Genomic DNA, 14,498 nt, shown 5'->3' with positions numbered 1-14,498 from the left:
GCCCTCATTCAAAGCGAGATTGAATACGAATCAGATGACTTCGAACTGATGCGTGTAAAGTAGATGAAGAGTCCTAGAGCAGTAGCAACAAATCCAATTTGCATTCCTACCCAGACAACCAATGGCGTAGATGAGTACGCATCAATCAGATAAAGCTGGGATAGCAGGCCGAACGCCCAAAATCCAACAAGGTTTATGGCTAGCGGCCAGCGAGTAATTTCACATCCTCTAAGTACACCAGTAATTAGCAGAATGAAGGCATCTACCAAGAGAAATGGCAGGGCGAAGGAGAAGAAATCATCCATATGTTCGTACACCAGCGTGGTATCGCTGGTAGCGGGGCCGAGGAACATGGAAAATATCTCATTTCTAGCAACATACATTGCGAGCAATAGCGCGGAAACAAAGCAGAACGCGGTTAGCGTCACCTTGTAAAGAAACTTGCGTAACGCTTGACCTGTTGCCTGGCTGATATTAGAGGACACATGAATGGCGCAGTACTCGTTGAATCCAAGGATAAAGACAACAATCAGTTCGTTAACTTGGAGGATCGCCAAATGGGCTGCCAACGCTTTCTCACTAAACCACCCCATAAGAAAAACAGACACGGACAGGAAAGCAATAGTGCTGATGATGCTGAAGCCTATAGGCACGCCGATCTTCAGTGTTTCCGAAATGTAAGAGTAGAGAAGCTTAAAGTTGGCCAGCTCCTTTAGATCCACGCGCGGGCTGGGTGTGTAGTAGGACATGAATATGAACAGCACACCTGCACCAACGACAGCGCCAACTAATGTTCCGATCCCCGCACCCAACAAACCAAGCTCTGGCGCACCCCACATGCCGTAGATAAATATGTAGTTAAGAGCAACGTCCACGAGGAGCTGGATGGCCGCTCCAGCAACTACCAGTTTTCCCTTATCGTGGAACGCAAGGATCTCCCAGTAGTGTATGAATAGCAGGTTAGGCAGGATCGAAAGTCCGAGGCATACAAGGTAACCACGCGCTTCATCGACCAAACGCGGCGACTGTTGCAAGCCTAATAGGATCTCCGGGCCAAGAAGTAATGCAATCAAGGCAAGAACGCCGTAGGCCAAAAGCAGGAAGTAGATTGCAATCTTGCTGCTAGACATCTGCTTCGAATCTTCAGCATCAAGGAAGCGGCCATAGATTGGGCCGAAGCCGAAGACGATTCCTTCCCCCAGCATGAACAGAATCAGGTAGATCTGCATGGCAAGTCCGCCAGACGCCATGCTGTAGACATCGTGTCTGCCGAGCATCACCGAGTCCAGCAACGGCATGAGCACGACCGACATGTTCGCGAGACCGAGCGGTAAAGCGCGCCGAAGAATTTCCTTTGAAGTTATGTCCATCTATCGTGCTTCCGCCATCACACCCGCGAATGCATTTACCGCGTTCATTCTCCACTCGAGCTTGGGAGCTGACTTTGATACGGCCTTTATCTCAGCGGTTGAAAAGAGGCTGTTATTTGCCGCCAGGTCGGCAAGGAATGACTCCTTGATGTATGCATTCCTCGGCGTGTCAGGGAACGCCTGTTTGCGCCTTACCCGGATCAGGTCTGTCAGGATCCCTGTCATGGCGGTTCGTAGTGGAGCCTTCTCAACACCCTGTACAACCTTCTCTTCAGTCGAGAGACTCAAGGCATGCTTCACAAGCGCTTGATTAAGAAACGGTAGGCGAACCTCTACGCCTGAAGCCATCGATAACCTATCCTCGTGGCTAACCATCGCCTGGAGATGTCCCTCCATCAGCATGGTTTGTAGCGCAGATGCATTGGCCCAACGGGCGGTCAGGTTATCTTCGATGAGGCGTGCCAATTCCGCTTGGGTGAGCAGGTTGTGGAGGCCTCTTTGGTTAGACAGGTTATGGAAGTGCTTGATCGTTTGCTCAAAGTTGGCCGAATATAGATCTTGGAGTCCATAGTGATAGTAATAGCCACCCCAAAACTCATCTGCGCCTTGCCCGTTCAATGCCACCCTGAATCCTAAGTCCGCGATTCGCTTGTATATTAGATACTGGGTGATATAGACCTGATCATGTAACGGCTCCTCCAAAGCTATTTGAACCGCTAGGAAGTTGGTTTCTACGGCTTCGGCGTTAACCTGTAGTTCTTGATGATCTACCGCGCCAAGATGGTCAACCAAATGTCTCGCATATTCGAGATCATCATTTCTTCCTTCTGCATAAGATGCGGTGATCGTAGTAAAGGGCATATCACGCATCTCTGTCTTGAGCAGACTCGCGATAATGCTACTGTCTAATCCACCAGACAGAACCACTGCATAGGGATGGTGTTCAGGAACCATTGAGCTAACTGCATGTGCAAGTTTTCGCCTGAGCGGCAAATCAGGCTTCCGAGCACCCAAGTGGCAGGTATAAACCTCTCGAATTCCCACGATACTATCGAAGCAGTAGACTTTGCCAGGACGGCAGTTCTTGATACTCTCGAAGTATGTAGATTCCCGGCTGGCGAAAAAATCAAAGATCAGATCAGAGAGAATGCGTGACGAGTCCAGGCGAGTCTGAGCTTGAGTTTTCAAGATCGCTTTTGCTTCAGACGCAAGTACTAGCCCCTCACTGTCCACCTTGAAGGCCAACTGCTTTTCTCCCAGCGGGTCACGAGAGAAAAATAGTTGGCCAGTAGTCAAGCTGTATAGAGCAATGGCCCAGCAGCCCTCTACTAAATCGAGAAACTCCCAGCCTTCACTCTCGATTCCGCGAAGTAGGGTTTCTGTATCTGAATCGGTTTCGAACAAAATCTTTTGTGCAGCCAGGCGTTCACGAAGAGCCTTGTGATTATAGACCTCGCCGTTAAAGATAAGCACTGATTGTTCAGTAATCATTGGTTGTCGACCACTGACTGTGCTCGTTGTCGATATAGATAGCAGCGTGTGCCCTAGGAAAACTCGCCCGTCTGGGCTTACGTATGAGTCTATATGGTCTGGCCCACGATGCTGGAGTGCGTTTAAGGCGTGGGAATGAGCCGCCCCTTGACCGGAAGTTTTTTTGGCGAATGACGCAAAGATGCCACACATTTCAAATTCCTACTTTAAATAAGCTGAATACGCGCGTCTTGCCATTCGGAGGCGATCCAGTCATGTAGAGCAACTTCGAATTCTGCTTCTGTGATTGGCGAAGCTCCGTCCTGTCGTAGCCAATAAGACATTGCGGCGCTACCCCCGTTTGGATAGATGTAAATACAGCCGAAGCATTTATTTCTTGCAGAGTTGGTCACGGTGAACGCAAAGGAGCTTTTGTCCCGAAACTCCTTCTCATGCCACCCTAGGTCGACGATGTTGTCGTGCAGATTTATGTTCAGTGGCCAGTTGGAGTCTGATGGATACTTTTTGTGAAGTTGCTCTTTGCTGACAAAAACAGCTTCAAGGTCGATCACTGCGTGAGTTATTGAAAGCGGCTCGACGACGACGTCCCCTTTGACGAAGCCGGATGGAACCCTCGTTAACTGAGGAAACAGCTTAGGAGAGTACATTTTCGCTCTCCATGCGATGCTCGCTCTCGAACTCCACCAGAGCCGAGTGAAGATGCTCGACGCTTTTTTGGAAGCGTGAATTGACTCTGGATAATGACACCCGGAATGCAGTGCAGGGTGGTGTACTGTTGCTTTCCCAGTAGAAGAACCTTCCCGGAAGAACGTGCACATCTTTCGTCGCGAGATACTCTACGATATCTAGATCAGAGTACTTTGTAGATTCGACCTGGAACCACTCCAAGGGCAGTGAGGCGCTTCTCCTATCCGTCGTAGGTAAGGCGATTGTGTTTTTCATCCGGGAAAGCAGGAATGAATGACGGAAATTTACTGGGTCGTGAATGCTCTTGGAAATACCCTGCTTCAAGGTCTGATCAAATAGTCGCTCGAATGTGAGCATGGTAAATCTTGAGTGGCAGAGATACACCTCGTCATAAATGATTTCAAACAGTCTAGCGGACCTTTCCGAGTAGCTGATTAAACTAGCCTTCATGTCGTGTGTAGGCCATGTTTTACCCGTATCTTCAATGATGAAGTACTCGCACCCGCTGCGCTCCAGAATTGCGCGGTCATCGTAGAGTCTGTTTGCATATAGGCGAAATGTTGTATCGAGGACAAGCGCCTTTTTCCGCTCCGCACAATACCCTGCAATTTGCTGCATGTATTGTTCTTTGATCACTGTTCCAGTTGGATTGTTAGGATTGACTAAGAATAGCGTGTCAAAGTTAAGTGAGTCCAGTTTGGTAAAAAGCCTGAGTGCGTTATCTGCCGTCCGAAAATAGCTATCTTCAATCAATTGAAGATCACAGCCGCGCCGTTGAAGTAGAAGGGCTAGATTGTCGAAGGTTGGTGAGACCAAGACTATGCGTGGCGATTTTATTGCAAGGTAGGCTGCAACGAGATCTATAGAGTTCGATGCAGTTGGTGATACCTTAAAGTGTGTTAGCGACTCCAGAACCTCGGAGCCAATCAGCTTTGCAAAAGATGCCTTGAAACGAAGTTCTGCAATATTTACCTTTGTGGATTCGCTTTCTTGCCAGATATCTTGGAGCTGAGAGGGGAAGCCTGGAAAACTTTCGTGAATATCGTGATAGGCATGACCATCGGAGAGGTTGTGTCCACCCCGAAGACCCAAAATCTCATAATCCGTTAATTGATTTAGCATATCTCTTCCCACAAACGTGAAGTCCATAAAAATCATCTCTAAAAGATCACGTTACCGAAATAGTATCAACGCAGATAAATAAATTAGGGAATAGATTACGCACCCATAGGAATTTTCCTTCCGCAGACCCAGACTTTCATCGGCGCTATGGGAGCACCGACGTCTCCCCCGATTTGAGTAGCGCCCAGCTTTAGAGTCCAATTCCAGTAACTAGGAGATTGGACATGAAGAAGCGTTTCACTGAAGAAAAAATCATTGGCTTCCTACACGAAGCCGGGGCCGGACTGCCGATCAAGGAGCTGGCCAGTTACTACCTCTGGCGCAGCAAGTTCGGCGGGATGATCGTGTCGGATGCCAGGCGACTGAAGGAGCTTGAAAGCGAAAACGCCCGACTGAAGAAAATGCTCGCCGAGTCGATGCTGGAGATCGAAGTCACCCGCGAGACCTTGCGAAAAAAGTGGTGAGCACACCCTCCCGCCGAGAGCTGGTGCGCCACATGACAGCACGCGGTTTGAGCGAGCGTCGGGCGCTTCAGGTGATCCACACGAGCGCCAGTGCACTGCGCTATCAGCCAAGGCCGGATCGCAACCAGAGCCTGCATGAACGTATTGTGGCCCTGGCTCATCGGCATCGCCGCTATGGTGCAGCGATGATCTATTTGAAGCTGCGACAGGCTGGTGAGCTGGTTAGGTTGAACGTCTGTATACCGAAGCCCACTTGTTAGGTGAGGCGCCGTAAGCGCAAGAAGATACCGATTGCGGATCGACAGCAGCTGGGCCGCCCACGTGCTGCCAATCAGGTCTGATCAATGGACTTTGTGTTTGATCGCACAGCTAAAGGGCGCGTCATCAAGAATTTGACCGTGGTGGATGATGCCACCAGTCTGTCGTTATCGTGCCGGAACGCGCTATTGGCGGGAACTATTTGACGCGCATCCTGGATCGACTGGCCATGTCACGTGGGTTGCCGAAAGCCATCCGCACGGACAACGGCAAGGAGTTCTGTGGCAGGGCCATGCTGACCTGGGCTCATCAGAGAGGTGTGCAACTGCTCCTGATTGAACCCGGCAAGCCCAATCAGAACGCCTACATCGAATCGTTTAACGGGCGCTTTCGTGACGAGTGCCTGAACGAGCACTGGTTCACCAGCCAGCCGCACGCCAAGGTGGTGATTGAGTCCTGGCGACGGGAATACAACGAAGAACGACCCAAGAAAGGACTTGGCGGGTTACCCCCATCAGCCTATACCGAGCAACTTTCCTTAAAAGCCATTACATTGACTCAGGACTCTAAAGTCGGCTGCTACTGAAGACGAGGAGACGTCGCTCCAGCCGGAACCTACCATAGTGCCATGGTCACCAGCAGCCTTAAAACTGACGCATCTGACAGCTTGCGGCTGAACCGCAAGCCCCTTGCCAAACCGACCTGCAGAGATCTGGCTCGCCAGTACCTGAACCGGCGATAACGACCAAGCGTACCCTTACGCAAGCAGCGCGCCCCCGCAGGCTTCAAGCGCAGGTGCTGACCATCCTTGACCAGGTACTTCATAACCTTGTGCGTATGACGCCGTATCGACTGATCTGACCTCTGGATTTGGCCGATGTCGGACTGTGAGAGATGGGTGTTGAGCTTGCGGTTGTTCATGGTTGAGTACCTAGTAGGTTATTGGTGCATACCAGGTACGTGGTCTGTTTCATTGCTCCGTTCCAGCAAAACGGGAGCTGGTTCATTTCAGTTCCGTCGCGCCGTACGCCATCGCACCAACCTCAACGCATCCGCTCCACCACCTCCATCAACTGCCCGCGCAGCCACTGGTTCCCGGCTTCGCCATCGGCGTGGCGTGACCAGTAGAGGTTCAACGTCACCGGCGGCAGTTCCAGGGGCATCGGCAGCAGGCGGTTGCCCAGGCCGCAGTTGAGCAGCTCGGCGTAGCGTCTGGCCATGGTCAGCAGGCAATCGCTTTGCGACACCAGCAGCGCCGCCGACAGGTAGTGCTGGCAATGCTGGCGTACCTGGCGGGTCAGGCCGAGTTGGCCGAGCGCCAGGTCTTCTATGCAGATGCCGCGGCGCCGTGAGGTGACGGCGACGTGTTCGGCGGCCAGGTAGCGTTCCGCCGTCAGTTCGCCGGTGAAGGCCGGGCCGGCCATCACGCAGAGGTCGTCGCGCCACAGTTGGCGGTGGCGCAGCGTGGCGTCGGTGGGGCGGGCGATTTCGATAGCGAAGTCGATGCGGCCGGCGGCCAGTTCCTGTTTCAGTTCCGCCCAGTGCACGCTGCTGCTGCGCACGCCGACCTGCGGGGCGACGCGCTGCAGGTGGTCGAGGATGCCCGGCAGCACCACCGGCTCCAGTTGCTCGGGCATGTTCAGGTGGAAGGTGCGCGGGTCGCGCTGCGGGTCGAAGTCCTGGCGGCGGATCACGCTGCGGCGCAGGCCGTTCAAGGCGTGCTGGATGTCCGGCGCCAGTTGCTCGGCCAGCGGTGTCGGCGCCACCCCGCGGCCGTGGCGGACGAACAGCGGGTCGCCGATCTGCTCGCGCAGGCGCGCCAGGGCGTGGCTGACCGCCGACTGGCTCAGGTGCAGGACGTCCGCCGCGCGGGTCAGGTTGCGCTCGCGGTAGACCACTTCGAAGACGCGGAACAGGTTCAGGTCCAGACGACCGAGCGTCGACCATTCATGTGCTTGATTCATGCCGATCACCCTCTATCCCCAGCCGCTCCAGCCTAGCAGCGATCCCTACCGGAACAACCATGCATAGCGTTCATGGATATCGATGAATAGGCGTCAGTTCTTTCGCTCTCCCCGGCTTTTTAAGATGCAGCGCAACAAGAACGACAAGAGTGCCCGCCATGAACGAAGCCCGTTACCTCCAGGCGCTGCATCGCCTCCAGGCCGCCGCCTGGCCAGCCGGCACGCCGCGCGAGCCGCATTACCCGCACGGGCAGCAGCCGCTTGGCGAATACCTGCGCAGCTGGGCGCGCCTGAAGCCGGAGGCGCCCGCGCTGGACTTCTACGGCCACAGCCTGGCCTGGGCCGAGCTGGACCGCCTGGCCGATCGCTGCGCCGCGTTGCTGGCCGAGCTGGGCGTGCGCCCCGGCGAGCGCGTCGCCGTGTTCCTGCCCAATTGCCCGCAGTTGCACGTCGCCTTCTACGGCATCCTGCGCGCGGGGGCGGTGTACGTGCCGGTCAGCCCCTTGTCGAAGGCGCTGGAGCTGGGCTACCAGCTCAACGACAGCGGCGCCGAAACCCTGCTGTGCTTCGACCAGTTGCTGCCGATCGTGCGCCAGGTGCGCGGCGAAACGCCGTTGCGCCGGCTGCTGGCCACCAGCCTCAGCGAGCTGTGCCCGGCCACGCCAAGCCTGCCGCCGCCCGACATGCTGCTGGCGCCGAAACTGGCCGGGGACGACTTCGTCGACTTCCTCCCGGCCCTGGAGGCCTGCCGGGGGCCGGTGCCGCAACACCAGGCGCGGCTCGATGAGGTGGCGGCGCTCAACTACACCGGCGGCACCACCGGCCTGCCCAAGGGCTGCGTGCATACCCACGGCGACATGCTCTACACCTGCGCCAGCTACCTGTCGGTGGCGAACCGGCTGGAGCAGGACAGCGTACTGCTGAACTTCCTGCCGGAATTCTGGATCGCCGGGGAGAACGGCGGCCTGCTGTTCCCGGTGTTCGCCGGCTGCCGGCTGGTGCTGCTGGCGCGCTGGGACGCCGAGGCCTTCATGGCCGCCGTGCAGCGCTACCGCGTCAGCCACTGCACCCTGCTGGTCGACAGCGCCGCCGAGGTGCTGGAGCACCCGAGGGTCGGCGAATACGACTTCTCTTCGCTGCGGATGTCGGGCGCCATCTCCTTCATCAAGAAGCTGACGCCCAGCTACCGCCAACGCTGGCGCGAGCTGACCGGCACCACGCTGGTGGAAACCAGCTTCGGCATGACCGAGACCCACACCTGCGACACCTTCATCGTCGGCTTCCAGCAGGACGATTTCGACCTCAACAGCGCGCCGACCTTCGTCGGCCTACCGGTGCCGGGCACCGACTTCAAGGTCTGCGATTTCGAGACCGGCGAGCTGCTGCCCCTGGGCGCGGAAGGCGAGCTGTGCATCCGCAGCCCGTCGCTGCTCAAGGGCTACTGGAACCGCCCCGAGGCCAGCGCCGAGGTGCTGCGCGACGGCTGGCTGCACACCGGCGACCTCGGCCAGATCACCGAGCGAGGCTTCATCCGCTACCTCGGCCGGCGCAAGGAGATGATCAAGGTGAACGGCATGAGCGTGTTCCCCAGCGAGCTGGAGGCGCTGCTCGGCCAGCACCCGGCGGTGCTCGCCAGCGCGGTGCTGGCCCGCCCCGACGCGCGCCGCGGCCAGCAGCCGGTGGCCTTCGTCGTGCTCAAGCCGGGCGCCGGCGAAAGCGCCGAGAGCCTGCTCGCCTGGTGCCGCGAGGCCATGGCCGTCTACAAGGTGCCGGAGGTCCGCGTGGTCGCAAGCCTACCGATGACCGCCACCGGCAAGATCAAGAAGAACGAACTGGAGCCTCTGCTGTGACCCCGCCCTTCGCCAAGCTGCTGATCGCCAACCGTGGCGAAATCGCCATCCGCATCGCCCAGGCCTGCGCCGACCTGGGCATCCGCAGCGTCGCGGTGTTCGCCGAGGACGACGCCGCCAGCCTGCACACGCGCAAGGCCGACCTGGCCGTGCCGCTCAAGGGGCGCGGCGTGCCCGCCTACCTGGACATGGAGCAGTTGATCGCCATCGCCCGCGAACAGGGCTGCGACGCGGTGCACCCGGGCTACGGCTTTCTCGCCGAGAACCCCGGGTTCGCCCGCCGCTGCCAGACCGCCGGGCTGACCTTCGTCGGGCCGGCGGCCGAGGTGCTGGAGCTGTTCGGCGACAAGGCCGCCGCCCGCGCCCTGGCCGAGCGCTGCGGCGCCCCGCTGGTGGCCGGCCTGAACCACGCCATCGAGCTGGCCGAGGCGCAGGCGTTCGCCGCGCAGCACGGCGCGGTGATGCTCAAGGCACTGGCCGGCGGCGGCGGCCGGGGGATGCGCGCCGTGCGCGATCCGGCGGAATTGGCCGAGGCCTATGCCCGCTGCCAGTCCGAGGCGCAGGCCGCCTTCGGCAATGGCGCGCTGTACGTGGAGCAGTTGCTGGAGCAGGCCCGGCACATCGAGATTCAGGTGCTCGGCGACGGCACGGGCGCCGTCAGCCACCTGTGGGAGCGCGACTGCAGCCTGCAGCGCCGCCACCAGAAGCTGGTGGAAATCGCCCCCAGCCCCGGCCTGGACGCGGGCCTGCGCGAGGCCATCATCGCCTGCGCCCTGCGCCTGGCCGGCGCGGTGAACTACCGCGGCCTGGGCACCTTCGAATTCCTGGTGGCCGACGGGCGCTTCTACTTCATGGAGGCCAACCCGCGGATCCAGGTGGAGCACACGGTCACCGAGCAGGTCACCGGCATCGACCTGCTGCACGCCCAGCTGCGCCTGGCCGCCGGCGCCACGCTCGGCGAACTCCAGCTGGACAAGCCGCCCGCCGTGCAGGGCTGCGCCATACAGCTGCGGCTGAACCTGGAAACGCTCCAGGCCGACGGCAGCGCGCGGCCGGCCGCCGGCGTGCTGAGCGCCTACCAGCCGCCGTCCGGCCCCGGCCTGCGGGTAGACGGCTACGGTTACGCCGGCTATGCGGTCAGCCCGGCCTACGACTCGCTGCTGGCCAAGCTGATAGCCAGCGCCGGCGACTATCCCGGTGCCTTGCGCCGCGCCTACCGCGCGCTCTGCGAGTTCCGCCTGGAGGGCGTAGCGAGCAACCTGCACCTGCTGCAGAACCTGCTGCAACGCGAGGAAGTCGCCGCCAACCAGGTCGATACCCGCTTCGTCGAGCGCCACCTGGGCGAACTGCTCAGCGCGCGCGGCGAGAGCCACCCGCACCGCTATTTCAGCGGAGCCGGCAGCGTGGCCGAAACTCGGCGCCAGAACGTCGATGCGCCGCCCGGCAGCATCGCCCTGAACGCGCCGAGCACCGGAGTGGTGGTGGCCCTGGCAGTCGCGGAGGGCGACAGCGTGGCCGCCGGCCAGACCGTCGCCGTGCTGGAGGCGATGAAGATGGAGTTCGAGGTCAAGGCCACAAGCGGCGGCATCGTCCGCCTGCTGGCGGCGGCCCCGGGCGACGCGCTGGCCGAGGACCAGCCGCTGCTATTCCTCGAACCGGCCGAGGTCGAGGGCGGCGCGGCGTTGAGCGAGCAGGCCGTCGACCTCGCCCACATCCGCGCCGACCTGGCCGAGGTCAGGGAGCGCCACGAGCGCCTGACCGATGCACGCCGCCCCGCGGCGGTGGCCAAGCGGCGCAGGACCGGCCAGCGCACCGCCCGGGAAAACCTGGCGGACCTGCTGGACGAAGGCAGCTTCAGCGAATACGGCGCCATGGCCCTGGCCGCGCAGCGCCGGCGCCGCTCCACCGAGGAACTGCTGGAGCTGAGCCCGGCCGACGGCCTGGTGGCCGGCATCGGCACCGTGGGCGCCGCGCGGTTCGGCGAGCAGGCGGCGCGCTGCATGGCCATCGCCTACGACTACACGGTGTTCGCCGGCACCCAGGGGGTGATGAACCACAAGAAGACCGACCGCCTGCTCGCCCTGGCAGCACAGTGGCGCTTGCCGGTGGTGCTGTTCGCCGAAGGCGGCGGCGGCCGCCCGGGGGATACCGATTTCGTCGGCGTGGCCGGGCTGGACTGCCACACCTTCGTCAGCTTCGCGAAGCTCTCGGGGCGGGTGCCGACCGTCGGTGTCGTGTCCGGCCGCTGCTTCGCCGGCAACGCCGCCCTGCTCGGCTGCTGCGAGGTGATCATCGCCACCCGCAACGCCAGCATCGGCATGGCCGGCCCGGCGATGATCGAGGGCGGCGGCCTGGGCAGCTACACGCCGGAAGAGGTCGGCCCGACCAGCGTGCAAGGCCCCAACGGGGTGATCGACGTGCTGGTGGAGGACGAGGCCGAGGCGGTGCGGGTAGCCAAGCAGTACCTGGCCTACTTCCAGGGCGAGACAAGCGACTGGCAATGCGCCGACCCGCGCGAGCTGCGCCATGTGATCCCGGAAAACCGCCTGCGCGTCTACGACATCCGCCGGGTGATCGAACTGCTCGCCGACCAGGGCAGCGTGCTGGAGCTGCGCCGCCAGTTCGCCCCCGGGCTGGTCACCGCGCTGGTGCGCATCGAGGGCAAGCCGTTCGGCCTGCTAGCCAACAACCCCGCGCACCTGGGCGGCGCCATCGACGCGGTGGCCGGCGACAAGGCCGCGCGCTTCATGCAGCTGTGCCAGGCGCGCGGCCTGCCGATCGTCTCGCTGTGCGACACCCCCGGCTTCATGGTCGGCCCCGAGGCGGAAAAGCAGGGCACGGTGCGCCACGTCTCGCGCATGTTCGTCACCGCCGCCAGCCTCAGCGCGCCCTTCTTCACGGTGGTGCTGCGCAAGGGCTATGGCCTGGGCGCCCAGGCGATGGCCGCCGGCAGCTTCCACGCGCCGCTGTTCACCGCCGCCTGGCCCAGCGGCGAGTTCGGCGCCATGGGCCTGGAGGGCGCGGTGCGGCTGGGCTTCGCCAAGGAGCTAAGTGCGCAGCCGGACGAAGCCGCGCGCCAGGCGCTGTTCGACAAGCTGGTGGCCAAGGCCTACGAGAGCGGCAAGGCGCTGAACATGGCGAGCTACCTGGAGATCGACGCGGTGATCGACCCGGCGGATACCCGCGCCTGGCTGCTGCGCGGCCTCAACGCCGCCTCCGGCGCCGCGCCCGTGGAGGCCGGCGGGCGGTCGTTCATCGATACCTGGTAACGGCGGCAGCGGTTCCGGTTATCGAGGACAAGGGCACGGCCTCTCGTAGGATGGCGTTGAGCGAAGCGATACCCATCGCCATGGCAGCATGGGTTTCGCAAGCTCAACCCATCCTACGAAGAGCACCTCGGCGCAGCCTGCAAGACCGCGCTAGGTGGAGGAGAAACACCGTCGCAAAAAAAAGCCGCCCCTGGCGGAGCGGCTGGAAGGACGTTGAATTGAGCAATCACGATTTAATCAACGTCAGGAGCAGGGATTCGGGAATAACCGCTGTGCGGCAGGCCGAATCGGATGGGTAATACATTAACGACCAGCCGGCGTCAGATAAATTCCCTGTCCTGGGAAACACCTTCAGCGAAAACGTAACAATCTGCGGGGAACTCTTGGGGAAGCTGCGTTCATCGCGCGGCAACTTCCCCAAGAAAGAGGCGCCTCAGAGGATCGACAGCGGGTAGTCGACGATCAGCCGTAGTTCGTTGTTGTCGTCCTCGGCCTGATCGGCGTTGCTGCGGTGGAAGGCCTGGCGCAGGCGCAAGGACAGGTCCTTGGCCGGGCCGGACTGGACCACGTACTTGGCTTCCAGGTCGGTTTCGTGGTGGCTGCCGTCGCGGCCGTATTCGTAGCCGCGGTACGAGCTGTCGGCGGCCATGTGCTCGCCGTTGATGTTGGTGCCGTTGATGTAGCGGGCCATGAAGCTCAGGCCGGGCACGCCGTAGGTGTCCATCGCCAAGTCGTAGCGGGCTTGCCAGCTGCGCTCGCCCGGGCCGTTGAAGTCGGAGTACTGCACCGAGTTGGCCAGGAAGATGGAGTCGCCGGCGGCGCCCGCGCCGTTGTCGCCGAAGCCCACGTAGTCGAACGGGGTGTCGCCCTGCACCTTCTGGAAGGCCAGGGTCAGGGTGTGCGCCTGCAGGAAGGAGTAGGCGGTGGCGAACGACCAGGCGGTGTTGTCGATGCGCCCGGCCTTGGCCTGGCCGTAGTCGTTGGTGCGGTAGATGTTGAAGTCGAAGCCCAGCGACTGGTCGCCGCCCAGCGCCAGGCTGTAGTTGGCGTTGCCGTAGTACTGGCGCCAGATGTCTTCCAGCTCGGCGGCGTAGAGCGACACGCTCAGGTCCGGGGTGATGGCGTAGCGGCCGCCGACGAAGTCGGCGCTGTCGGCCTCGACGTTGGCGTAGGTGGCCCAGATGCCGCCGGTGTGGCTGGTGGTCACCGGGCTGGTGCCGGCGGTGTAGTGGCCGGCTTCCAGGTCCAGGCCCTGCAGCTCGCTGCTCATCAGCGCGAAGCCCTTGGCGGTCTGCGGCATCAGGCGGGTGCCGCCGGCGGCGAAGACCGGGGCGGTGGGCTGCATGTCGCCGAATTTCAGCTCGGTCCTGGAGATGCGCACCTTCAGCGCGCCGCCGGCCTTGCCGTAGTCGTCCTCGGGGTTGCCGTGGCGGTCCACCGGAAGGTTGCCGCTGTCGGCGGTGCCGGAGCCGCCGTCGAGCTTGATGCCCAGGTAGCCGAAGGCGTCGACGCCGAAGCCGACGGTGCCCTGGGTGTAGCCGGAGCTGTAGGTGGCGAAGATGCCCTGGGTCCAGTCGCGCTGGTCGTCGGCGCCGTTCTTGCCGTCGTGGTTGTAGTAGAAGTTGCGCAGCAGCAGGTCGAGGTGGCTGTCCTCGAGGAAGCCCTTGGCGTCGGCCTGGTCGCTGACGAAGGGTTCGGCCTGGGCCAGTTGCATGGCGGCGGTGGAAACGGCGAGCACGAGCATGCTGCGTTTGAGGTGCTTCATGGAGTTGCCCCTTGAGTCTTGGAGTGCCGGCCAGTGGTAAGCGTGATGGCCGACTTTTCTTGTAGGCAGGAACAAATGTTCGGCCATGCGTAACAGTCATGGTCGAGCGAACGTAAGTTTCTGTAGTGGAAGTACTTCCGCGCCCCGCTCTATTCCCCTGGCGGAGTGGGGACATGATGCCGGATCGAAGCGCTATTTGAATCTGGATATGGACAAAGGTCTTTTAACAAATACGTAACAATTGTCAGACCTTGTCCG

The 14,498-nt window shown here is 60.8% G+C and carries 9 protein-coding genes and 1 pseudogene; 3 read left to right on the top strand and 7 right to left on the bottom strand.

Annotated elements, in window-relative coordinates:
* Positions 1-8: 8 nt before the first annotated feature.
* Genes FG99_RS08905 through FG99_RS32010 form a run of 4 tightly spaced genes read right to left on the bottom strand, consistent with a single transcriptional unit; the run spans position 9 to position 4,697 of the window.
* Complete coding sequence (locus tag FG99_RS08905) at positions 9-1,370, bottom strand: MATE family efflux transporter (RefSeq protein ID WP_043268918.1); 1,362 nt, start codon at positions 1,368-1,370, stop codon at positions 9-11.
* Complete coding sequence (gene asnB / locus FG99_RS31165; protein WP_081884595.1) at positions 1,371-3,053, bottom strand: asparagine synthase (glutamine-hydrolyzing); 1,683 nt, start codon at positions 3,051-3,053, stop codon at positions 1,371-1,373.
* Positions 3,054-3,067: 14 nt separating this feature from the next.
* Entirely contained in the window at positions 3,068-3,508 is a 441-nt protein-coding gene (locus FG99_RS32015) for a hypothetical protein (protein WP_141766167.1), read from the bottom strand.
* Positions 3,495-4,697 carry an aminotransferase class I/II-fold pyridoxal phosphate-dependent enzyme gene (locus tag FG99_RS32010; RefSeq protein ID WP_168187681.1) on the bottom strand — a complete coding sequence of 401 codons (1,203 nt, stop codon included), beginning with the start codon at positions 4,695-4,697 and terminating at the stop codon, positions 3,495-3,497. Before FG99_RS32010 ends, FG99_RS32015 begins: the two co-directional genes overlap by 14 nt.
* A 197-nt stretch (positions 4,698-4,894) precedes the next feature.
* On the opposite strand from FG99_RS32010, the pseudogene FG99_RS32005 reads away from it, so the two are divergent.
* Positions 4,895-5,978 (top strand): annotated as a pseudogene (locus FG99_RS32005) (IS3 family transposase).
* Positions 5,979-6,007: 29 nt separating this feature from the next.
* Here the strand turns inward: FG99_RS32005 and FG99_RS31155 are convergent.
* Both FG99_RS31155 and FG99_RS08880 read right to left on the bottom strand, forming a co-directional pair.
* Entirely contained in the window at positions 6,008-6,313 is a 306-nt protein-coding gene (locus tag FG99_RS31155; RefSeq protein ID WP_081884593.1) for a hypothetical protein, read from the bottom strand.
* Between the two features lie 122 nt (positions 6,314-6,435).
* The gene (locus tag FG99_RS08880; protein ID WP_043268912.1) at positions 6,436-7,356 is read right to left on the bottom strand and encodes a LysR family transcriptional regulator; all 921 of its coding nucleotides are present in this window, start codon (positions 7,354-7,356) and stop codon (positions 6,436-6,438) included.
* 158 nt (positions 7,357-7,514) lie between these two features.
* Between FG99_RS08880 and FG99_RS08875 the strand changes: the two genes are divergently transcribed.
* Together FG99_RS08875 and FG99_RS08870 are read left to right on the top strand one after the other, a co-directional pair.
* Entirely contained in the window at positions 7,515-9,206 is a 1,692-nt protein-coding gene (locus FG99_RS08875) for an AMP-binding protein (protein ID WP_043268910.1), read from the top strand.
* Positions 9,203-12,475, top strand: coding sequence for a carboxyl transferase domain-containing protein (locus FG99_RS08870; RefSeq protein WP_043268908.1), 3,273 nt, complete (start codon positions 9,203-9,205; stop codon positions 12,473-12,475). The genes FG99_RS08875 and FG99_RS08870 overlap by 4 nt, the downstream gene beginning before the upstream one ends.
* Positions 12,476-12,908: 433 nt before the next feature.
* On the opposite strand, the gene FG99_RS08865 is transcribed toward FG99_RS08870, so the two are convergent.
* Positions 12,909-14,240: an OprD family porin gene (locus tag FG99_RS08865; RefSeq protein WP_043268906.1), complete on the bottom strand. Its 1,332-nt coding sequence runs from the start codon at positions 14,238-14,240 to the stop codon at positions 12,909-12,911.
* Between the last annotated feature and the right edge of the window lie 258 nt (positions 14,241-14,498).

Source organism: Pseudomonas sp. AAC (assembly GCF_000725445.1).
In the GTDB taxonomy this organism is placed as follows: Bacteria; Pseudomonadota; Gammaproteobacteria; order Pseudomonadales; family Pseudomonadaceae; genus Pseudomonas; species Pseudomonas citronellolis.
This window is presented reverse-complemented; position numbering and strand designations above follow the sequence as displayed.